Source organism: Betaproteobacteria bacterium (assembly GCA_016720925.1).
Classification (GTDB): Bacteria; Pseudomonadota; Gammaproteobacteria; order Burkholderiales; family Usitatibacteraceae; genus UKL13-2.
Map to the genome: position 1 here is coordinate 1 of JADKJR010000031.1, position 22,904 is coordinate 22,904.

Here is a 22,904-nt window from a genome sequence, read left to right on the forward strand (position 1 = left end):
CTGCATCCCAGTCGGGAATGTGCATATCCAGCAACAGGCGGTTGTAGCGGGATGCGGTCATGGGTGCAGCATCACAACTTGAGATCCGGATTACCGGGTCCAAAGTGCTTCAGCATCACCAGTGGCTGGCTTTCACTTTCATTGCGGATGACAACACCTTGTTGCGCCGCAATCTCTGTGACGAAGAATTCGTCGTCGGTCAACTGCCCGTATCGAATCAGCGTCGGTGAATCCACGCGATGAACCCCCAATGTGCCGTGGCCCTCGGTGAGGATCAGGCCATGGGCCATCGCGTCGCGGATGGTGACGCTGCGACCGGGCAGGACCGTCAGTTCTTTCGCGCTGAAATCGGGCGACTGATGGCATACCCAGTTTTCCCGATAGCCTGCATCGCGCATTTCATTTTCATCGCGCGCGGCCACAGGCGCCATGAAATGCTTGCGCTTGAAATCGGGATCGATGTTGGCTTCCCAGTCGATCACATCCATCAGATAGTCGAAATCACCGATGTATTCTGTCGGCGTGTTTTTCCACAGCAGATCCTCGGGAACCACCTGATTGCCGGTAACCGACTCGAACATGGCGAAGACATCCGACGCCCGTTGCGGTTCATAAGTGCACAGGCTGCCCGGCGCGTGCAGGATGCCGGGCGGTACGTCCCAGCCGGTGCCGACCTCGAGGCGATACGCCGCTGACAACGCGGTGATGCGGTTGTCGCCGCGCGAGAAATCGACCAGCGCCTGGCGCACCTGATCCTTGGTCGTGCCCGGCACCAGGCCAAAAAAAGTATAGGGAAAACTGCCGCCGTGATTATTGACCTGCGGCGGGAAGTAATAGGCTTCGGGTTTGCCGAGTTGGCCGATGCGGCGCGCGTGTTCATCACGGTGGTGAATGTGCAGCGGCAGGGCGGCGAGGTTATCGAAGAACTTCGAGAACATGGGCCAACCGCCATGGTCGCGCCACAGCGTTTCACCAACGATTTTCGCACCAAGTTCGGCGATGGCATCGCGCAGCAGCACCTGCTCTGCGCCTGCATCGCGACCCACCACGATTGCGCTCAGGCCTTCATTCTTGCCGGTCAGCGGTCCATTGTCGGCAGGCGTGGTCGAGGCGAACCAGCGCTCGTCGATGCCGCCGCGCGCGCCGCCAAGGACGTAGTAATCATCCGGGTGCAACTTGATGCGGCGGCCCGGCACACAAAATGAACGAGGCACCCAGTTCGGCGCGAGGCGGATGATGCCCTTGCCTTGTTCGAGGGCACGTTCGGTGAGGTCTTTGGGGCTTGTCATTTCTTCGATTCCGAATATTAAAAGTCTAGCACTGACGCGGATTGTAGGTGGAAAATGTCGCGAAAAGCGCGCCAGTGCTTGAGTTTACCAAGGGGAACTTCTCGAAACCCCCATATTTTCGCCTTCATCGTTGTTGATGAATTTTTTGGCGAGAATTTTCTGGGGCCAGGTTTTGATCAGTGTTATTCTCGCTGTTTCTGGGTTTTTTCGAGATGATTCGCCCGTTTTTCGGGAGCTTGTCCCCGATTCCTCAGGCGCCACACGCACCTCTCCTGTCGAGCGTCACCCAACGCCGCAAGTTGTACACGCACGCACGAAGGATGGTCTGCGCCTTGGCGCGAACTTTACCGATGCAGCGCAGCGTCTTTCCCGACGATTGCGCCCAGTCGCCGAACACGTGCTCGACGCGTGAGCGAATCCTGGACAGGGTCCGGTTGCGCGCGTGAATGCCGGTCTGGTCGCAGCGGTTCGGGTCGTCCTTCCTCTGCACCCTGTCAATCAGTCCCTTGGCCTTGGGCATCTCGAGCACCGCTTCGGCGCCACCTTCCCGGGCCAGCATTTCCTTGAACGCCCAGATCGTGCGTGCATCGGGCAGATGCCGATGGCCGGTGAGTCCAGTGAAGATCTGCCAGCTCGTCGGATCCACCAGACAGTACTCCAACTCTTCGTCCGACAGGTTGTGACCCTGTCCACTTTTGATTGAGGGTTTAAGCCGCTCTTTTAGTCAGCCGAGCGGATTGGCTGTCGTTGCTTGAAATTGTGGATAATTCGTCGTGGGCTGACTCGGCCGATTTGGCGTTGCTTTTACGTTCGAACTGAATCGGCGTGATCAATGCGCTAGCCCGCCGCAATAAAAAACCCTGCCGGCATTACACCGGCAGGGCGCATTGATACTCACAAACTTTGTTAGAACTTGTAGTTCACACCCAGCATTGTGGTACGACCATAGGTGGTGTACTGGTTCGGTTTTTCAGGCACGGAGTCATAGGTCTGGTATGGCGTGTTGTTCACGTTATTGACCTGAAGCAGAACAGACAGTCCTTTTAGCGCGCCACTGTCAAACGCGTAGCCGACCTGGGCATCAATCACTCTTTCACCCTTGATGTACCGGAACTCGCGGTCTGCGCCAAACCCGGTCACTTCGCCGACAAAGGCGGAGCGTTCACGCTGGCTGACCCGCGCGGAAAATCCATACTTTTCGTAATAGGCCGTCAGATTGGTAACCCGCCTGGAAAGACCGGGCAATGGCTGAGTGCCGCCACTGGGTCCATTCGGCTTTATCCCGCTGTCGGTATCGGCGTGGCTCACGACCGCACCGAACCCATCAAGTGCCGGAGTGATCAAGTTGAAAGGTAGCGACGCAGTGAATTCGACGCCATTCATCCGTCCGCCTTGTCCATTTACCGGAGTGTCGAAGCCGCCGATATTCGAGATCGGGGTGATCGCGCCATTGCTGGGATTCGGAAAGCCGGTGAAATCCTTATTTATCCTGTCCTGGTAAACATAGGACTTGAGATCCTTGTAAAAAGCAGCGATGGAAACATAAGCCTTGGTTCCGAAGTATTTTTCGTACGACACGTCATACGAATTTGCGCGGAAAGGATCCAGACGCGGATTGCCGCCACTTCCACTCCACTTGCGGTCGGTCGCGCTCAGGCTATAGTTGTTGCTCGCCCGGAGCTGATCCAGTCGTGCGCGGACCATTGTTCTTGCAATACCCAGGCGGATCGTTTGCTCATCGGAAAGGCTAACCGCCAGATTCAGGCTTGGCAGGAAATCGGTATATTTCTTTCCGTCCGTGTAGCTACTGACACCAGTGGTTACGTTGCCATCGCCGACCGCAAATGCCGTTGAGCTCTGATTGGTGTTGATAATCTGGACGCCGACATTGCCGCGAATCGGTAACGATGCCCATTCGGTGTCGATGTCAAGCTTGCCAAAAACCGTCGTCACCTTCTCTTCGACGGTCCAGTCTTTGTTGAAGATGTCCGGATGAAGCTTCGCAACCAAATTGTAGAGTTGATCCTTGGCGCCTTGAACGTCGTAGCTGAGTACGCCGGGAATGCCGATAAAGCCCAACGACGTTGGCGACACCAGCAGCCCAGACGGTACCGATGACGGAGAAGATTTCAAGTTCACCAGGAACTCACTCGACAACCGGGTTTTTGAACGCTCGGAATAGTTCAGTCCGACATCAACCTGACTGAAGATTCCCTGCATGTCGTGCTTCCCACTCAAGCGAAGAGACTTAAGTTCATCCGTGACTTTCGGGAATTTGATATAGCCGTCCTGCCCCCAACCCCCTGAATCCACCAGCTTGATAACGCTGGCATCGGCGTAGTTAAGACCCGTCTGGTATGACGGCATGCCGGTTCCAAGATCCTGGGTGAACAGGAAATTGCTTTTCGCACCCGTGGTACCCGCATAGGTTTCAAGAATTGATTCGTCGCGCTTTGCCTTTGACCAGCTTAAGTCACCGACCGCCGTCCAGCCGCCGGCCATATTGAGCTTGCTGTTCCAGCCCAGCGCCTTGATATCATCCGTTCGCGTGTTCAGGTCATTGCGAATCACCGGCTTGATGCCGATCCAGTTGGCCGAAGTCAGGAAGCCGCCTTTCACTACCGGATTTGTGTAGCTTTCGGCGCCCCAGACTGTTCCGAACTCCATGCCGCGTGAGGTAGTGTCCTGATCAAATTTTGAATAGTAAAGGTCGACAAGGCTGGAAAAGTCCTTGTTGGGCTTCCATTCCAGCACGGCCATCAAGCCGTCACGTTTGGCTTTGACCGACTCAACATAAATCTTGTTGCCGCCCAACGCTTGAGTACCTGCCGGGACACCAGGTGACGCCGTGTCGGCGGTCGCATAACCCCAAGCTTCCCAACGTTGTACCTGGCTGGGCGAATCCAGATGTGCATAACCCAAGGCAATACCGAAAGTCTTGTCAGCAGATTGATCGATGTATGAGGCGCTGAGGCGGTTTCCGTTCGCCGAAACACCGCTGTTCAGGGAGCCCAGCGAGTTTTTCTCACCGCGCAAGCTGACTGCTACCGTGCGTTTGCTGAATGACAGGGGGCGTACTGTTTGCAAATCGACCGTGCCGGACAGGCCTTGACCGATGAGCGAGCCATCGGGTGTCTTGTAAATCAAAACGCCGCTCAGCAGTTCAGATGGGTACTGATTGAATTCGACAGCGCGGTTGTCGCCCGTACTAACCTGCTCGCGACCGTTCAGCAACGTACTGGCGAAGTCGCCCGACATACCGCGGATGCTGACGGTGGTGGCACGTCCGGCAACACGCTGTGCAGCGAGACCAGGCAGACGCGCGATCGACTCGGCAATACTGTTATCAGGCAATTTGCCAATGTCTTCCGCAGAAATCGCTTCGACGATTGAATTCGAAGACTGTTTGACCGAGATCGCTTCTTCAATACCGCGGCGGATACCAGTCACAACAACCGTCTCCAGGCTTTGTGCGCTGGATTTGGCCGTTGCCGCTGCCGCATCCTTCTTTGCCGCTGCCTGTTTGGCAGCTTCCACGGCAACTGGGTCCGCTTGCTGCGCTTGTGCTGTCACGGCAAAAATTGCCATCGCGCAAGCCGCAGCCAACGGGCTAAGCCTGAATTCAAAATTATTCACGGAAGGGCTTGCACCCTTCTTGACAGAAGTGTTCATCAATCGTCTCCTCAAAGTAATTGGACAAATCGCGGTCCCTGGAGGGACGCTTGTGGGATGGGTACTATTTTTTGCCGGGCTAATTTCTTGCGCGATTTTGTAATAAAACTATATTCATGTCAATCAGTCCGGGAGCGGCAAAATGGACCGCCACGGCGTGCTTAGCCGTGAAAACTGGTTGGAACTCTCGTTTTTTATACTATGCGCACTTGGAAATGACTACAATTTCTCGAAATCCTGCGCCATTCCGAGATGTAGTTATACTACAACAAAATAATTTTAAGCCAGTCAAATTTGTTGCATTTCAACATAAATACAACACTCCGGCACTGTTCCATGAGATCTAGCTTGGCGATGAAGCAACTAAGGGCACGTACATTCAACCGTTATGCCGCCTAAGAGAGTGCTTGGGTGGACGCACAGGGACAGAAAAACATGCGATATCGGGGCTCTGACCGCTTTTTTGGCATGAACACGCAATCGTGGCGGTTACGCATGCACCGAATGACGCGATCCGTGATTCTTGATGTCTTGCTGGCCGCCTTCGGTGCGACGACTGCCACTGCCGCGACGAGCAGAGGCGCGATTCAACCTGAAACTGCCATTCTCGAATCGGCCGCGGCACGACCGCAGCCAAGTGCGTCAAGTGCGCCACACGCTCAACTGAACCTGCACGTACCGTCCCCCGACTGGCGCGACCAGATCATCTACTTTCTCGTTACCGACCGATTCAATGACGGGGATCCGACCAACAACGATTTTGGTGCTGAAGAGTTCGATGCCAACAGTAACGCAAAATACAATGGCGGCGACCTCAAGGGTATTGAACAAAAGCTGGATTACATTCGTGGCCTCGGCGCCACCGCCATTTGGCTCACACCGCCGGTTGCTAACCAGTGGTGGGATCCGATCGTGAAGTTCAGCGGCTTTCATGGCTACTGGGCCGAAAACTTTACGGAGGTCGATCGCCACCTCGGCACGCTGGACGACTACAAGCGCCTGTCGCATGCCATTCATTCCGCCAACATGTATCTGGTGCAGGACATCGTCGTCAACCACACGGGAAACTTCTTTGCCTTTGACGGCGGATGGAATGCGAATGACCCAACCAAGCATTACATGCCAAATACAGGCTCGCGCCCTCTGAATGCGCCGAGTCAATGGCCCTTCAGCCTGAACGACCCACGCAAACCCGAACATCGGCGGGCCGGCATCTATCACTGGACACCGAATGTGATTGACTTCACCGACCCCCGACAGGAACGGGACTACCAGATGTCGGGGCTCGACGACCTGAATACGGAAAACCCGCTAGTGCGCCAAACGCTGCGCAAGAGCTATGGCCACTGGATCAGGGACGTCGGTGTGGACGCGTTCCGCGTCGACACCGCGTTCTATGTACCGGCCGAATACTTTGCTGACTTCATGTATTCCCGCGACCCGCGATATCCCGGCATGGCGAACGTTGCGCGGCAAACCGGCCGGCGAAACTTCCTCGTCTTTGGTGAGGGTTTCGGCATTGACAAATCCTATGCGAACAAGGAGGCACGCAAGATCGAGCGCTACATGACAGCACGCGACGGACGGCCACTGCTGCCGGGCATGCTGAATTTTCCGCTCTATGGCGCGATGGGCGACGTTTTCGCGCGGGGGCGGCCACCTTCCGAGCTCGCCTACCGTATCGGCAACATGATGAAGTTACACAAACGTCCGCACTTGATGCCAACGTTCATTGACAACCATGACGGTGATCGCTTCCTTGTGGGCGGCTCGCAGGCGGCGCTCAAACAAAGCCTGCTGCTGATGATGACCCTTCCCGGCATCCCGACGATTTACTACGGCACCGAACAGGCCTTCACCGAACCGCGCGCCGCCATGTTCAAGGCAGGTTTCCAATCCGGAGGGCGCGATCGTTTCGATACCAGCGCACCGCTGTACCGCTATATTGGGGAATTAAGTGCGCTACGGAGATCTGATCCGGTTTTTTCGCGCGGCACACCAGCATTGCTGAAGGCCAACGCCGCCACACCAGGCGCGCTCGCATACCGAATGTCATACGGTCGTGACACCGCCATCATTGTGTTCAATTCCTCCGCCACCGAGACGCTGCTGGACAACATGGATACACGACTTCCGGCGGGAACGCTACTGGAAGGGCTGTTCGGCATCGACGGCGTTCCGGCCGATGTGACAGTCGGTACAAGCGGGCGCATCACAATGAAACTTCAACCGCGTGCGGGTCTGGTCTGGAGGGTGACGCGAAAGAAATTGCCACCGCCACGCGCGACCGGCGCGATTTCGATACACACCCTGCCGAATGCGTCAATGCGTGGTGATTTTTCCGTGTCTGGAACCGCGCACGGCACGGGAGTTCCTTCAGACTCGTGACGGACGGCGACATTGCCAGGGCACAGAATCTCGTTCCCGCGACGGATGGCAAGTGGACCGCCCGCGTCGACACCAGCAAAATGCTTGACCCTGCCGTTCAGCACAGCATCGTTGCGTGGATGGAATCATCCGAGGGCCTACGCAAGCCCCGCCTCTGCGACGCGCCGTTTTCGTGTGGCGCGCGATTGGACGGTTCTGGCCGACGTCACCGACCCGGCGGGTGACGACAACGGTCCGCGCGGCACGTACGCGTACCCGGCGGATCCCACATGGGGTGCTAACCGGCAAATGGACATCCAGCGTGTGAAAGTCTCTGGCGCGGGCGGCACGCTGAAAATCGATCTGACGATGAACAAGGTCACCACCAGCTGGAACCCGCAAAATGGTTTTGATCATGTCGTGTTCACTGTTTTCGTCGAGTTGCCGGACCGCACAGGCGGTGTGACCGCCATGCCGCTGCAACATGGCTCATTGCCCGCGGACATGCGCTGGCACTACCGCCTGCGCGCCCACGGCTGGTCGAATGCCCTGTTTTCCGCGGAAAGCGCATCCGCCCTGCACGAAGGCACATTGGTCACGCCCGCCGCGGATATTCGCACCGACCCTGCCAATAACACCGTCACGTTTATCTTGCCGGCGAGCTCACTCGGGCCGCTGAAATCACTTTCGGGCGTGAAGCTCTACGTCACCACCTGGGACTACGACGGCGGCTATCGCACCCTCAGCCCGGACGCACGGCCAGGCAGCATCAGCGGCGGAGACCCGGCGGTTGACCCGCGAGTAATGGACGACACAAATGTGATTACGCTCCCTTGAAAAACAATCGATCTGACGTGCCGCTACAAGCGCGTCCGCGTCTGCTGGCCATCGCTTGGCCCATGTTCTTTGAACTGTGTCTGGGCATCGGTGTTGGTGTGCTGGGCACCATACTGGCTGCACATATCAGCGATCCGGCCGGCGCCGCGTTCGCCCTCGCCAACCAGATTTCCGCGATGCTTTTTATCCTGTTCAGGGTCGTGGGCGCGGGTGTCAGCGTGGTCGTCGCGCAAAGCCTGGGCAGCGGGCGGCGTGACGCGGCGGATGCGGTTGCGCGCGCCGTTCTTGGCGCCAGCAGCTGGGTCGGCATCGTTACCGCATTAATGGCATTTGGCGGTGCCTACCCGCTACTGCATTTGATGCAGGCTCCCGCGGAAGTGCTGCCGCTAGCGGCGCCATTCCTGCAAGCGCTCGCGCCGGCGATGCTGCTGGATGCCTGGAACGCCTCGATGGCGGGTGTGATGCGTGCACATCTGCGGGTGCGTGATACGCTGGCCGTGATCGTCGCCATGCAAATCACGCTCCTGTCTTTGGCCCTCGCGCTCATGCCTGCGTTCGGGCTGCAGGGTTTTGCCATCGCGCTAATCGCCAGCCGTGCGCTTGGACTTGCATTGCATTTGCTGCTGTGGCGCAAAAGGCTGGGGTTAGTGGCACGGATCGGCGACTGGTGGCGTCTGCCGCGGCATGAACTGGCATCCGTCCTGCGTATCGGCTTGCCGGGTGCGGCCGAAAATATTGCCTATCGGCTCGCCTTCATGGTCAGCGTGGCCGTCGCCGGACAACTGGGGGCGCAATCACTTGCCACACAAGCCTACACGCTGCAGATCACCTATGGCGTCCTGCTTTTCGGATTGGCAACCGGACTCGCGGTGGAGATCGTCGTGGGTCACATGATCGGCGCCGGGCACTTGCGCGATGCGCATCGCCTGGTGCGGCGCGCGCTGGCCCGGGGGCTTGCCGTCAGCGTCATCGCGGCGACCGCGGCTGCGATTGCCGGTCCGTGGCTGCTGGCGCAATTCACTCAAGATGCCGGGATCATCGCCGCGGGTTCCATGCTGTTGTGGTGGACGGTGCTGTTGGAACCCGGCCGAACCTTTAATCTGGTGGTGATTAATGCGCTGCGCGCAGCCGGTGATGCCCGCTATCCCGTCGTCGCTGGTGCCGCGTCCATGGCGCTGGTGCTGGGTGTTGGCAGCTGGTTTCTGGGCATCCACCTCGGCCTGGGATTGACCGGCGTGTGGATTGCCTATGTGGCGGATGAATGGATACGCGGTCTGCTCATGTGGCGGCGCTGGGTACGCCATGGGTGGGTGCCGCACGCACGTGCCACGCACCGCAGGCTGAGACGGCGCGAGATCATCGCGCCGGCATGAGCGGTTTTCTAAACCTGCGGCAGTTCGATCCCGCGCACCGCTACTTTTTCGGTCTCAATAGTATGCGCAAGTAACTTTGACGCCTGGTAGATGGCAGTGATGGTCGGCGTAGGAACACCCGTCAACTGCCCAAGTTCGACCACCGAACCGACCAGTGCATCGATTTCAATGGCGCGGCCCGCTTCCACGTCCTGCAACATGGACGTCTTGTGTTTGCCGACTTTCTCTGCGCCATCGATACGCTTCTCGAGCGTGACGCGAAACGACGCACCCAGCTTCTCGGCAACGGCCTGTGCCTCGCGCATCATGTTCGTCGCCAGTTCGCGCCCCAATGGAAACTGGCAGATATCCTGCAATGTTGCATGCGACAGCGCGGAGATCGGATTGAACGTGAGATTGCCCCACAACTTCAGCCAGATTTCATTGCGGATGTTTTCGAGTACTGGCGCCTTCAGACCCGATTTTGCAAAAATATCGGATAAATCTTTCACGCGATTGCTGATGCTGCCATCCAGTTCGCCCAAGGGGAAACGATCACCCTCGATGTGCCGCACCACGCCCGGCGCGACAAGCTCCGTTGCCGGGTAAACCACGCACCCGATAATGCGGTCAGCTGAAATCGCATCCTGACAAACGCCCTGTGGATCGACTGCGTGAACCCGCGTTCCTTCCAGCGCGCCGCCGTGCTTGTCGAAGTACCAGAACGGAATACCGTTCTGCATCGTAATGACCGTGGTCTTGGGTCCATACAGCGGCTCAAGCTGATTGACCACGGCTTCCACCTGATGGGATTTAAGCGCCAGGATGATGCAATCGACGTGGCCGACCGCCGCAAAACTATCGGTCGCTTTTGCGCCGCGCGCTTCAATCACGGTGCCGTCATTCATCTTCAAGATCATGCCGTGGCTGCGAATTGCGTCGAGATTTTTCCAGCGGGCGATGAACGTGACATCTTCACCGGCCGCAGCCAGTTTTGCACCAACAAAGCCACCGATGGCGCCCGCGCCGACTATGCAAAATTTCATTTCAAGTTTCCCGCTTGTTGTAAATAATTGCACCAATGAAAATGAGGCTGTATCAGCACCTCACCACACCCGCGCCTATCCCACGCCGGCATGCCGAATGCCGCCGCGACATCGACTGGCCGCCATCCCGATACCAATGGCCGCACGAAAAGAGTGGTTTTTTGACACACGATGCGATGATGCAAGTTTAATTGTGCACCGCAGCAATCACCTTGACAAGTGTCAATCGCGATCTTCGGCAATTAAACGGACACGGCCTGGTGCGTCGGATGTAGGCGATTCACCGACAAGCCGTAGCCTTCGCATCTGACAGGATTTCCGGCATCCGGGGAATGGAAGCTCGAACTTTTCGATACTTACAATTGTCACTCGTAACGAATATATTTCAGAAGTAGTGATCGTTCAATCAACTTTAGGAGATTATCTTGAAAAATTCATATGCAGGTGCGCTGACTTTGATGTTCGGCGCGCTCGTCCTCGGTGGTTGCGCGTCGGATAAACCCGTCGCGTCTGTCGCCTCTTCTTCGCAGGCAGTCCCTATGCAGTCAGCGAACGCATCAGCCAATGCCCGACCCGCGGCAGCGACATCAACCGTGCAAACAGCCGTGGTTGCACCCAACGCCGCAACCAATATGGTCTACTTTGATTACGACAGCTATACCGTGAAGGATCAATATGCAGGAGTCGTTCGCGGCAATGCAGATTACCTGGCCAATACCAATGGCGCGATTGAACTGGACGGTTATGCCGACGAACGCGGCAGCCGTGAATACAACATGGCGCTGGGACAAAAACGCGCTGACGCCGCCAAGCGAGCATTAGCCGTGCTGGGCGTGAAGAACGACCGCATCGAGACGATCAGCTTTGGCGAAGACAAGCCCAAGGGCACTGGCCATAATGAAGCCGCATGGGCGGAAAATCGCCGTGTCGATTTTGTGGTGAAGAGCGGTAAATAGGCTGGCGCCAAATCCATGATTGCGGGAAGCGCCCGGCCAACCTGGCAGGCGCGCCCCGCATGATGCGGCCAAACAAGCCAGGGCTCGGGGCTGACGCAAACGCTAAGCGGTTCGTGTCCGGTTGCTTCGCACCAGGAAAATGACGCCTGCCACGACCATCGGCAAGCTCAGCCATTGCCCCATCGAAAAGCCCAGCGCCAGGATGCCCAGAAAGCTGTCCGGCTCGCGCGCAAATTCGGCCAGAAAACGAAAGCTGCCGTATCCAATCAGGAACACGGCCGACACCGCGCCCACCGGTCGCGGCTTCTTTGAGTAGATCCACAAAATCACGAACAGCAGCATTCCTTCCATCGCGAACTGATACAACTGTGAAGGATGGCGTGCCAATGGCGTGGCATCGACCTGCGGAAACCACATGGCCCACGGCCACGTCGCGGCGTCGGTCACCCGCCCCGGCAATTCGCCATTGATGAAATTACCCATCCGGCCCGCGGCGAGTCCCGTCGGCACCAGTGGCGCAATGAAATCTGTCACCTGCCAGAAAGAACGATTGGTTTTGCGCCCAAACCACCACATCGCCACCAGCACCCCAAGGAAGCCGCCATGAAACGACATGCCGCCCTGCCAGATATAGAGAATTTCGATCGGGTGCGCGATGAAATGCGCCGGCATGTAGAAAATCACGTAACCCAGTCTTCCGCCCAGCACAACACCGAGCATGCCGAAGAACAGCAAATCGTCGAGGGCTTCCCGGGTGAAACCGGTGTCCGGGCGGCGTTTCATGTGCAATCTTCCCAACACGATGAACAGTACGAATGCGACGACGTACATCAACCCATACCAGCGAATGGCAACGGGGCCGAGTGAGAGCGCGATGGGGTCGAATTGGGGATGCGTCAGCATGGGGGTCCAAACAAGTCAGCGAATGCGATTATCGCATCGCTATCGCCGCTTACCCGCGATGGCCCAATCGCGCAGCCTCCAAAACCGTCGTCCCAGCCTCCGCTGGGATGACGGTGAATTGCAAACAGCAGACCAAACTCCAGCATCCTCGCGCCTCACGGGCAATAAATGCCTGTCAAGCCGCGCCAGTGCTAGCGTTTCACTATTTAGCACTTCTATTTACCTCAATATCTGTCGCCTCGGACTAAATCCGGGGCAACAGGCTGCTTAGTCCGCCTTGATCTGCGACTTCTTCACTACATCGCTCCAGCGCGCGGCTTCCACCTTGATGAATTCCGCAAACTCCTTTGGCGTAGTCGTCGCCGGTGCGGCTGCTTCTGCCGACAGGCGCTCGGCGACGGCAGGTGTCTTGCCCGCTGCAGCGGCCGCTTGCGCCAGTTTCTGCACGATGGCATCCGGCGTGCCGGCTGGTGCGAGCAATCCATACCACTGTGAGGTTTCAAATCCTGTGTAGCCCGATTCCGCAACCGTCGGCACATCCGCCAGCGCAGGCGAACGTTTTGCCGTGCCGACGGCGATGGGACGCAATGTACCTGCTTTTACGTGCGCCATCAGCGGCGGGGCGCCGGTGAAGGTGGCATCAAGCCTGCCGGCAAGCAGGTCGGTCATCATCGGGCCGGTGCCTTTGTACGGCACGTGGGTCGCGGTAAAGCCGGCTGTCAGCGCCAGATACGCCATCGCCAGATGCCCGGAGCTGCCATTGCCCGCCGAGCCGTAATTCAGTTCGCCCGGATTTTTCTTCGCGTATTCCACCAGCTCTTTGAGATTCTTTGCTTTCATTTTTTCCGAATTCACCACCAGCATGCTCGGCACTTTTGCCAGCAGCGTGATCGGCACGAAATCCTTGACCGGGTCATAGGGCAGTTTGGCAAACATGGCCGGATTCACGGCCAGCGTGCCGACGTGGCCGAGGATGATGGTGTAGCCATCGGGCGCGCTGTTTTTCACTTCGGTCATGGCGATATTGCCGGCGCCGCCGGGCTTGCTTTCAACCACGACGGTCTGGCCGAGCGTCTTCTGCATTTCGGCCGCAAAGGAGCGCGACACAATATCCGAACTTCCGCCCGGCGCGAATGGCACCAGCAGGCGGATCGGTTTACTGGGGTAGGTATCGGCGTGCGCCGCACCGCACAAGGCGAGCGCCGTAGCGATGGCGGCAATGATTCGAAGTTTCATGTTGGCTCCTGTAGAAGTGAAAGTGAAAGTGAAATTGAGAATTCTCTATGCGTTGCGCGGCGCGCCCATTCTCGTGACGCCCCAAAAAAACACTGTCGTCCCGGATTCAGTCCGGGCCCCAAGTTTGTTGCACACCCCGATGCAAAGAACTGAATCGAGACACCACATGTGTTCCGCGCCCAACGAACAATTGCCGAATAAATTCCGACAGACGTGATCGTTGCGTGCTCTGCGATTCATGCATACAACCTCCCCGGCGCTCCAACCAGAATCGATTGCTGTACTGCTTCATCCGGAAACGCGCGCGCCACCGGCGCAAGCAATTCGCCATACGCCGTTGCGTTGCCGCGCGGCTTTTCCATGAACCACGTGTGCGGCCAATCGGATCCCCACAATACGTGTCCGGCGAACCATTCGCCAATGTGCGGCAGCAATGTGTCGCACGCGGCAAACGGCGCCTGCATCTCCATGCGATACAGCCCGGAAATCTTGATCCAGGCACCCGCGTCTGCCAAGGCCTGCAGGTCCGCGCGCTCGGCTGCCGTGAGTGCGATATCCGCCCGCATGCCGGCCAGGTGATCGAACACGACCTTGATGGCCCACGCCTCATGCCTCTCGCGCACCCACGCATAGGCCGCGGGCCGCAGGAACAGATGCAGGTGCCAGCCCAGTGGACGAATACGTTCCACGGTCCGGTCGATCAGCGCAGGATCGTTGCCGACCGGGGAGACCAGATTGAACCGCGCGCCGCGCACCCCGGCCGCGTGCATGTCTTCCAGTTGCCGGTCCGTCACCCCGGGATCAAGAACAGCCACGCCACGATGCACGCCACCGGACTGATGGAGTGTGTCGAGCATCACCGAATTATCAAAGCCATACACGCTCGGTTGCACCAGCACGACGCGGTCGATGCCGTGCGGTTCGGCCGTCGCGCGCCACATCGCGAGCGTATGGTCCGCGGGCGTGTAGTGGCTGCCCGGCAGCACCGGGCCCGCGAACACATGTGCGTGCGTGTCCCAGCGATGCGGGCGATGAAGTTGCGGATTCACGTTCATTGCGCTATCGAAATTATTCAGGCTTGATGCCGCGATCCTTGACGACCTTGCTCCAGATGGCGGTTTGCTCATGGAGAAACTTGACGGACTCCGGCGTGCCGCCACTGAAGACTTCGCCACCGAGACCCGCAATGCGTTCGCGCACATCGGGCGCGTCGAGCGCGACGCGCAACGCGGCGGCCAGTTTGGTCAGCACCGGCGCGGGCGTGCCGGCAGGCGCGACGATCACATTCCATTCGTACACCTGATAGCCCGGCACGCCGGCCTCGGCGATCGTCGGCACGTCGGGAAGAATGGCCGAGCGCTTGCTGCTGGTAACGGCCAGCGCCTGCAGCTTGCCGCCCTTGATATGTTGCAGGCTCGAGGCAACGTTGGCAAAGAAGAACGGCACTTGCCCGCCGATCACGTCGATCAGCGCAGGCCCGCCACCCTTGTACGGCACGTGCAACATATCCACCTTCGCCTGCAGTTCGAACAACGCGCCGGCCAGATGCTGCGCGGAACCGTTGCCTGATGACGCATAGCCGATCGCGCCCGGCTGCTTCTTCGCCAATGCGATGACATCCGCCACCGACTTCACCGGATACCCGGCCGTGGAAACCAGCACGTTCGGAAACAGCGCCGTCACGCCGATGGGCGTGAATGCCTTGTCCGTGTCGTAAGGAAGCTTGGCGAACAGACTGGGATTGACGGCGTACGACGACGCATCGAGCATCAAGGTGTAACCATCCGGCGCCGCCTTCGCGACCATACTTGCCGCAATCTGCCCGCTGGCACCGGGGCGGTTCTCGACTATCACCGGTTGCTTCAGCGTCGCGGACATTTTCGGCGCCACCATTCTCGCCATCAGGTCCGCGCCGCCACCGGCGGGATAGGTGACGACGATGGTGATCGGCTTCGATGGAAATTCCTGCGCGATGGCGGTGCCCGCAACGAAGAAGGACAGGAATATCGACGGTGCGATCAAGCGTATCAAACGAGCGGCGGGGGTAAAGACTGGGGCAATGGCTGGGGAAATAGCAGAAAGTCTCATGTGGGCTCCGATCACTAAAGAACTAAGTCAGGTTAACGGTGTAATGGAAGGCGTTGGCGTCGCCGCGCGTGACGCGTACTTCAACGCAGCCGCCCGCAATATCAAACGCCTGCCGCGAAACAATCACGCACGGGTGCCGCGCCGGCAATTGCAACAGTCGCGCATCCGCAGCGTTGAGATTGCCGAATTCGATCGTGTCCGTCGCGCGATGCACCACCACGCCGCAGCGCGCGGCATATTCGGGATACATGAGGTCGCTCCATTCGGCGGGTTCGCTGGCGACCATGGCGGAAAAGCGACGCGCATCCACCCAGATATTTTCCAGGAGGCGCGGTGCATCATCCAGCCAGCGGGTACGCACCATATGCAGCACATTGCCGCCCGCGCGGATGCCGAGTTGAGTGGCGAGCTCGGCGGACGCGGCGATAACCTGCCGCTTATGAATTTTCGATTTTGGAATCTGCGCGGCGCCGGACGCGCCGAAACGGAAGAAACGCATCAGCGACGCGCCCTCCAGCCCTGCACGCACAAACGTTCCGCGCCCGTGCCGCCTTTCCAGCAGACCCTCGTTCACCAGCAACGCGATGGCCTGGCGCATGGTTCCGAGCGCGACCGCGAATTCCTGCATCAATACCGTTTCGGCGGGAATCGGCTCGCCCGCCGCCCAGCGTCCGGCCGTTATTGCGGCGCGCAGGCGCTCGGCGATGGCGGCGTAACGTGCGCGACCGACATCGGTTTTGACTGCGGCAAGTTGGGCGGAAGATGGCAAGGCAATGTCCTATAGAGGACTAGATGATAAAGCAGGTTTTACGCCTGAAGTCAATGCTCCCTGCGTGCCCGCACGGGTACAATTCCATCAGGCAGCATTTCGTGCCGTTATCAGGCCGCATTCCGCACCGTCATATCGCACGTTACATCGCACGCCACCTCCACCCTCATTCCTTCGCTCACTCCCGCAGATAAATCACCATGACCACGCCCACCAAAACGCCCGAACCACCTTTCCGCTCATTCGCCATCACCAAAGGCGCCGAACGCGCGCCCAATCGCTCGATGCTGCGCGGCATCGGCTACAAAGATGCCGATTTCGACAAGCCCTTCATCGGCGTGGCCAACGGCCACTCGACGCTGAACCCGTGCAACGCCGGCATCCAGCCGCTGGCCGATGCCGCGGACAAAGCCATCCGCGAAGCCGGCGGCATGCCGCAAATGTTCGGCACCATCACCGTCACCGACGGCATCTCGATGGGCACGGAGGGCATGAAGTACTCCTTGGTATCGCGCGAAGTGATTGCCGACAGCATCGAGACCGCCTGCCAATCGCAATTCATGGACGGCGTGCTCGCCATCGGCGGCTGCGACAAGAACATGCCGGGCGCGATGATCGGCCTCTGCCGCATGAACATCCCCGGCATCTTCGTTTACGGCGGCACCATCAAGCCCGGCCATTACAAGGGGCAAGATTTGCAGGTGGTCTCGGTATTCGAAGCCGTCGGCGCGTTCCAGGCCGGCAAGATGAACGAGGAAGATTTCGGCTGCATCGAGCGTTGCGCGATCCCCGGCGTGGGCGCCTGCGGTGGCATGTACACCGCCAACACCATGTCGAGCGCATTCGAAGCGATCGGCATGTCGCTGCCGTACTCCAGCACCATGGCCGCGGAAGACCAGGAGAAGAAGGATTCCGCCGCCGAATCGGCGCGCGTGCTGCTGGCAGCCGTGAAAAAAGGACTGAAACCGCGCGACATCGTCACCCGCAAATCGATCGAAAACGCGGTCGCCGTCATCATGGCCGTGGGCGGCTCAACCAACGCGGTGCTGCATTTCCTCGCCATCGCCCACGCCGCCGATGTCGAATGGACCATCGACGATTTCGAGCGCATGCGCAAGAAGTGCCCGGTGCTCTGCAACCTGAAGCCCTCGGGCAAATACGTCGCGGTCGATCTCCATAAAGCCGGCGGCATCCCGCAGGTGATGAAGATTCTGCTCAATGCCGGCCTGATGCACGGCGACTGCATGACAATCACCGGCCAGACGATTGCGGAAGTATTGAAGGACGTGCCCGACCAGCCGAGCGCGGATCAAGACGTGATCATGCCGATCGAGAAGGCGCTCTACAAACAGGGCCACCTCGCCATCCTGAAAGGCAACCTCGCCCCCGAAGGCTGCGTGGCCAAGATCACCGGCCTCAAAAACCCCGTCATCACCGGCCCCGCGCGCGTGTTCGATTCCGAACCCGAACTGATGGACGCCATCATGCACGACAAGATCACCCACGGCGATGTGGTGGTGCTGCGCTACGAAGGCCCCAAGGGCGGCCCCGGCATGCGCGAGATGCTGGCGCCCACCAGCGCGCTCATCGGCAAGGGCATGGGCGAAACCGTGGGCCTCATCACCGACGGGCGCTTCTCCGGAGGCACCTGGGGCATGGTGGTCGGCCACGTGGCACCGGAAGCCTACGTGGGCGGCACCATCGGCCTCGTGAAGGAAGGCGACTCGGTCACCATCGACGCGACCAAGCTGCTGATCCAGCTGAATGTGGATGAGGCGGAGATTGCGAAGCGGCGGGCGGCATGGAAGGCGCCGGCGCCGAGATACACCAGAGGGGTGTTGGGGAAATACTTTAAGTTGGTGGGGACGGCTAGTAAGGGGGCGGTGACGGATTGAAGCGCCGATGGAAAACTTTAGCCATCTAGAGAAACATAGTTGGTTTGGACGGTTCTCGACACCTGACAATTCACTTACTTTTCCCGGCGCGCTAACTTATTCACTTACTGATGGTGCGTGCGTTAAATGGGTCGGAGAGTTTCCACCGTTTTCATTGTATGGCGCGAATCAATTCAATGCCCTGCTAGACGAAGGAATTCGTTGCGTTCTTCTCGGAACACAGAAGGCGGGGATATTTTCTGGCTTTGGCGGTATGCGCGGTGACGTGACCTTTGGTAAAGGGTACCCACAAGCAGTGTTCTTTTGCGGCGATGCCAACGACCTTGCCGGTCTTTCCGGTTTCAGAATATCGATAACTCAGTTTGGCGAGTTTTGCTTTCCGCAAGGATTCAAAAGCCAAGCGCCTGGCGCAGGCTTCGAAGTTCAACCGTTTTCCGTGGGTGATCGCGAGTTTTCCGTCTTAAGAGTGACTCAATATATTCCGGCATTCGACGACGCAATAGCATCAAATCTGTACGCGGTCGATAAGGCATCTGGGAAAGAAGTTGCTATAACGGTATCGCGTGCAGATAACTGCGACGACGATTTCTTCTTACACATCCGACAAGATGTCCAATGGGTAATTATCGAAGAGTATTCAACACCCCAAAACGCACAACGAGTCATTGAAGATATTCGTGAATTGCTTTCACTTGTATCGTATCTTTTGCAGCGCCCCGTTGCGCCCATCGAAATACGCGCATTTATTGAGCAACAAGATAGTGCGCCAAGAGATCTGCCCGTTCTTTTGACACGCCTAATGCATGCGGCGGGCTTAGACGACGCTACGAAGCAAATTTCGGCGCACCATCTCCCGCTGCGCATCTCCGACTTGAATTTTCAATTTGCATTTACTCGCTGGACTGCGAATTCACAAAAGAATTTATTTAGATACTTCGTCAATCGAATTGCCAGTCAGAGCGGTTTGGTTGGTCCTCATGATGCATACTCGCGCGTAATTCTTTTATGCGTCTTGCTCGAGGATGTGAACGCTAATTCTGGCGGGGCCACATCTGAAAAATACACAAAGGCCGTCAAAGACTGGGCATTTGTCACTACGAAAGAAAGGCTGCTCAAGACAGCAGCTGTAAAAACATTGGAGGAATTTGGGACACTACTCTCCGATCTGCGAAACGAGTTGGCGCATTCTGGGCGTCCTCGCCGCGTCACCTTGGAGCTTGACAGCTGGCAAATGCTCGAGATTTGCGACATTCTTGAGGTTGTACTTTACTCGTACTCTCTCAGCATCCTAGGCGTTGATAGTCAGATTGCTATCGACGCCCAGTTGCATCTTTGTAAGTGCGAAGAAGGGTAGGCTCAGTAAAAAAGCCGGGATGACTCCAAAAACTATTCTTCGTTTGCGACTTAGCTTATTCGCGGCGACATGAAAAAACGAACCTACAAGTCTGCTAGCGAATAAGAGTTCACGGGCGCCCAAAATATCTATACGCAAAGGGGTACATAGCGTGGCTGGCAAGCTACTAGTGTTCTTGGATGGCGACGCGGCGAAGAAGGCGATGCGAGAAGAAAGCATTGTCATTCGTGTTTTTCACCCCCGCGGAACCTACATTCGCGACAGGATTCAATCAGACGAGTCGCTCTATTGGGCCGGCGACGAGCTTGTTTTTATTGCGACGCGAACAGTGCTGTTCCCAGAACTAGTCGATGACCAGCCGTACTCGGAGATGAATTGGCTTGCTCCGGAAGAGCTTCGCTTTCTTTCGTCAATTTTGCTTTGTGAGTTGGAGGAGGAACCAAGGACCGCGTTTTATCCGGTTCCCTTCTATTCCCGCATTCTCAGCACAAAGCAGCTATCGTTTACGTCCAATGCAGACGCGAGGAAAAATTCGTGACGCGGTGATCGTAGATCTGCATCGATCAGCAAACATCGGCGCCGTCAATACGCAAGATTTATTGGCCTGCAAGACAATACGATACTCATTTTGAAAACCAAACAGATGGGTCTGTCGCGCCAACGGTTATTCTGAAACTCATAAAGCCCAGCGATCATCTTCTCATTCGCGGCGTTAGCGCATTGATGAGGGCAGACATGTTGTCTCGCCATCCCGAATTCATAGAAGAAGCGATCATACTTTGCTTCATTGCATTAGATCCGTCCCTCAGCTTGATCTTCCGGCATTTCGAAGAGTCCGGAAAAAATAGCCCGACCGCAAAGGACGCTGCCATTTGGCTTCCGCGAGCACTTCGACAAAGCGGTTTGGAATAGCCGGAGCCGCTCGATCGGTACTTTGAAGAATTTTATGATCAACGCGTAATGACTCTCCATCCAAGAAGTAGGCTGGGCGAGTACATGTATGCGCCCCTAATGGTTGATGACTACAATCACCTTCGGCCGGCGCTACGCTCAGTTTTCGCCTTTCTCGTTTCAAGCGAGCACGATGCGGGTTATGTTCGGATGCTTGGAAAGCCGGGGTCCGGTTCTGCAATATCGCAATCGACTTCAGAGTAGCATTGCCGATAGTCAGGGGCGGACTAAGAATATTCTTCCGCGTCAAACAATCGTGGTCTGTCACCAATTGTCCACAAAAGTTGATTGTGCCTAGGTGACCGCACTCACTTAGCGAATTCCGTACCGCTTGCCACGGGGCGCTTAGGCTGCCCCGCCGAATGTCCACGCTGCTTTGGATTTTCAGGGCGCAACCACGAATACTCTTCACCTCAACAATTCGCGGACGTGGCCTTATGCCAAAAGCAAGCAGGGTCAATGTAACGATGCTCTTCTGCTCGCGGCCTGTAAGAATTTCGAGCCCGCCGTCATTAGCATGCGTTATAGTTTGACAGCCGCAGCTTACGAGACGTGCTAGCTTGCCGATGTTTTCGCCGGGACACCAAGGGCAAATGGCGGACTGGGGATCGAGACTAAAGGATGCAAAGTTGGTTAACTCCAGCTTTCAAACTGCATTGCCACGATGAATAGGGCTTTTACTCTACATGCAGAAAACTTTGCTACCGATGTGTATTTGAAAGTAGGCGCGTTGGCGGCGTTTGCGTTGTTTTTAGATTGATAGCAGCGGCGTAGCAGCAAGGTTTCGAAGCGCCACTATGGAAAAGCCGCAATTCAATGCGACATGCGACCACAGAAGAGTGGTCTATGGTTTTTTTCTGATGATGCAGTTCAAGTGGTACCAAGTCTTCCAAATGAAATTGAGCCAAGCCCCTCATTCTAGAAATTGGAATCTTACCGGGAGGTTTTAAATGGCTGTACTTGCGGATGCGGAGATCCAGCGCTTAGCAGAAGCGAACAATCTGATTTTTCCGTTTGAGAAAGAGTTACTGCAGGGAGCTTCATATGACATGAGGCTCGGAGCACAGTATGTTAAGGCTGGTCGCACCAAGCATATGCAGAGTGAAGAGCCCTCCATAGAGGTCGCGCCGGGCGAATTCGTTTTGATTTCGACTTTTGAAAAGCTGGACTTGCCTCTGGACTTGATTGGCCACAACGGCTTGATGTCGCCATGGGCAAAGCGAGGTTTAGTGTGCTTGTTCAGTCCTCAGATCGACCCGGGGTTTAAGGGCATACTGGTCGTACCAGTATTCAATGCTGGCGACTCCTCATTGAACTTGAGGTTGGGTGAGCCAATATTCACAATCGAGTTTGTTAAGACGAGTATTCCTGCTAGCTTTGGCTGGGCAGAGCGCCATGGCTCTCAGTCTGTGATGTCATCCGTCATTCAACCCCCGACTACGTCAAAAGCCAATTTCGACGACATTAAACAGCTAGGCTTCGAGGTATCGACGCTTGCGCGGCGTGTGGAAAAAATGCAGTCGCAGCAAGAAATTCTTGCAGGCCATATTACTGGCCTTGACAGGCAATCGACGGCTGCACTCACATACCGAAATCTTGTAATTGCAGTCTTTGCGCTGGTTATTGCCATCGTGTTCTCCGAACCTATCTCAATGCTTTGGAAGAAATATATAACCGTACAGCAGGATCAGAATTCAACGACTGGCCCGAAGGCTGCGCCGGTTGATTCTGAAACAAAAAATGGCACCAGTCGTGCCACCGGCCCTCCGCCAAATGAAGCGCGTTGTTTGTGCTTTCGATCTTGACAACACTCTCTACGATTTTGTCGGATTTTTTGGGCCCGCATTCAGGGGAATGATGGCTGCCATTTCCAAAAAGACGGCGATACCCGTCGATGACCTGCATGCTGCTGCTAGGGAAGTTTTTCAGCGACGAGGTTTTCTCGAATACGCGTACCTAGTACGTGAAATGTCAGTCTTTAGTGCGATGGATGAATCAGAAATAGCAAGTTTAGAAAAATTGGCAAGTGGGGTGTTCGGCCGGGTAAGGAAAAAGCGACTGAAAACGTATTCGGGGATTGAGGAAACGCTAAGGGAATTACATGCTGGTGGCATCATACTTGCAGCTGTTACAAACGCACCTCTATATCAAGCTTACCGTCGCCTAGGGTCCCTTCGGCTCATTGGTTT

The 22,904-nt window shown here is 57.0% G+C and carries 18 protein-coding genes; 9 read left to right on the forward strand and 9 right to left on the reverse strand.

The window, feature by feature from the left end; all coding sequences use genetic code 11:
* Positions 1–71: 71 nt before the first annotated feature.
* The 3 genes from IPP88_22520 to IPP88_22530 all read right to left on the reverse strand — a co-directional run bounded on the left by IPP88_22520 (position 72) and on the right by IPP88_22530 (position 4,877).
* Positions 72–1,289, reverse strand: a complete 1,218-nt coding sequence (locus IPP88_22520; GenBank protein MBL0125327.1) for a hypothetical protein — start codon at positions 1,287–1,289, stop codon at positions 72–74.
* A gap of 250 nt (positions 1,290–1,539) precedes the next feature.
* Complete coding sequence (locus IPP88_22525; GenBank protein ID MBL0125328.1) at positions 1,540–1,935, reverse strand: transposase; 396 nt, start codon at positions 1,933–1,935, stop codon at positions 1,540–1,542.
* 260 nt (positions 1,936–2,195) lie between these two features.
* Positions 2,196–4,877: a TonB-dependent receptor gene (locus IPP88_22530; GenBank protein ID MBL0125329.1), complete on the reverse strand. Its 2,682-nt coding sequence runs from the start codon at positions 4,875–4,877 to the stop codon at positions 2,196–2,198.
* 588 nt (positions 4,878–5,465) lie between these two features.
* Here IPP88_22530 and IPP88_22535 point away from each other — a divergent pair.
* The 3 genes from IPP88_22535 to IPP88_22545 all read left to right on the forward strand — a co-directional run bounded on the left by IPP88_22535 (position 5,466) and on the right by IPP88_22545 (position 9,538).
* Positions 5,466–7,349: a hypothetical protein gene (locus tag IPP88_22535; GenBank protein MBL0125330.1), complete on the forward strand. Its 1,884-nt coding sequence runs from the start codon at positions 5,466–5,468 to the stop codon at positions 7,347–7,349.
* A gap of 174 nt (positions 7,350–7,523) precedes the next feature.
* Positions 7,524–8,165 (forward strand): hypothetical protein, encoded by a 642-nt coding sequence (locus IPP88_22540; protein MBL0125331.1) that lies wholly within the window; start codon positions 7,524–7,526, stop codon positions 8,163–8,165.
* Between the two features lie 62 nt (positions 8,166–8,227).
* Positions 8,228–9,538: an MATE family efflux transporter gene (locus IPP88_22545; GenBank protein ID MBL0125332.1), complete on the forward strand. Its 1,311-nt coding sequence runs from the start codon at positions 8,228–8,230 to the stop codon at positions 9,536–9,538.
* 8 nt (positions 9,539–9,546) lie between these two features.
* Here the strand turns inward: IPP88_22545 and IPP88_22550 are convergent, their stop codons facing one another.
* Complete coding sequence (locus IPP88_22550; protein MBL0125333.1) at positions 9,547–10,563, reverse strand: 2-dehydropantoate 2-reductase; 1,017 nt, start codon at positions 10,561–10,563, stop codon at positions 9,547–9,549.
* Between the two features lie 458 nt (positions 10,564–11,021).
* Here IPP88_22550 and IPP88_22555 point away from each other — a divergent pair, with 458 nt between their 5' ends.
* Positions 11,022–11,519 (forward strand): OmpA family protein, encoded by a 498-nt coding sequence (locus tag IPP88_22555; protein MBL0125334.1) that lies wholly within the window; start codon positions 11,022–11,024, stop codon positions 11,517–11,519.
* Positions 11,520–11,621: 102 nt separating this feature from the next.
* On the opposite strand, the gene IPP88_22560 is transcribed toward IPP88_22555, so the two are convergent.
* The 5 genes from IPP88_22560 to IPP88_22580 form a co-directional block, all read right to left on the reverse strand.
* Entirely contained in the window at positions 11,622–12,422 is an 801-nt protein-coding gene (locus tag IPP88_22560; GenBank protein ID MBL0125335.1) for a prolipoprotein diacylglyceryl transferase, read from the reverse strand.
* A gap of 267 nt (positions 12,423–12,689) precedes the next feature.
* Entirely contained in the window at positions 12,690–13,658 is a 969-nt protein-coding gene (locus tag IPP88_22565) for a tripartite tricarboxylate transporter substrate binding protein (GenBank protein ID MBL0125336.1), read from the reverse strand.
* Positions 13,659–13,894: 236 nt separating this feature from the next.
* The gene (locus IPP88_22570; protein ID MBL0125337.1) at positions 13,895–14,713 is read right to left on the reverse strand and encodes an amidohydrolase family protein; all 819 of its coding nucleotides are present in this window, start codon (positions 14,711–14,713) and stop codon (positions 13,895–13,897) included.
* Positions 14,714–14,726: 13 nt separating this feature from the next.
* Positions 14,727–15,746: a tripartite tricarboxylate transporter substrate binding protein gene (locus IPP88_22575; GenBank protein ID MBL0125338.1), complete on the reverse strand. Its 1,020-nt coding sequence runs from the start codon at positions 15,744–15,746 to the stop codon at positions 14,727–14,729.
* Positions 15,747–15,768: 22 nt separating this feature from the next.
* Complete coding sequence (locus tag IPP88_22580; GenBank protein MBL0125339.1) at positions 15,769–16,515, reverse strand: GntR family transcriptional regulator; 747 nt, start codon at positions 16,513–16,515, stop codon at positions 15,769–15,771.
* Positions 16,516–16,715: 200 nt separating this feature from the next.
* On the opposite strand from IPP88_22580, the gene ilvD reads away from it, so the two are divergent.
* The 5 genes from ilvD to IPP88_22605 all read left to right on the forward strand — a co-directional run.
* Positions 16,716–18,410: a dihydroxy-acid dehydratase gene (gene ilvD / locus IPP88_22585; protein ID MBL0125340.1), complete on the forward strand. Its 1,695-nt coding sequence runs from the start codon at positions 16,716–16,718 to the stop codon at positions 18,408–18,410.
* Between the two features lie 7 nt (positions 18,411–18,417).
* Positions 18,418–19,764: a hypothetical protein gene (locus IPP88_22590; GenBank protein MBL0125341.1), complete on the forward strand. Its 1,347-nt coding sequence runs from the start codon at positions 18,418–18,420 to the stop codon at positions 19,762–19,764.
* A 151-nt stretch (positions 19,765–19,915) separates the two neighbouring features.
* Entirely contained in the window at positions 19,916–20,302 is a 387-nt protein-coding gene (locus IPP88_22595) for a hypothetical protein (GenBank protein MBL0125342.1), read from the forward strand.
* A gap of 1,363 nt (positions 20,303–21,665) precedes the next feature.
* Positions 21,666–22,520 (forward strand): hypothetical protein, encoded by an 855-nt coding sequence (locus IPP88_22600; protein ID MBL0125343.1) that lies wholly within the window; start codon positions 21,666–21,668, stop codon positions 22,518–22,520.
* Positions 22,489–22,904 (forward strand): HAD hydrolase-like protein (locus IPP88_22605; GenBank protein ID MBL0125344.1); only part of this gene is annotated, 416 nt, incomplete at its 3' end. The genes IPP88_22600 and IPP88_22605, both read left to right, overlap by 32 nt.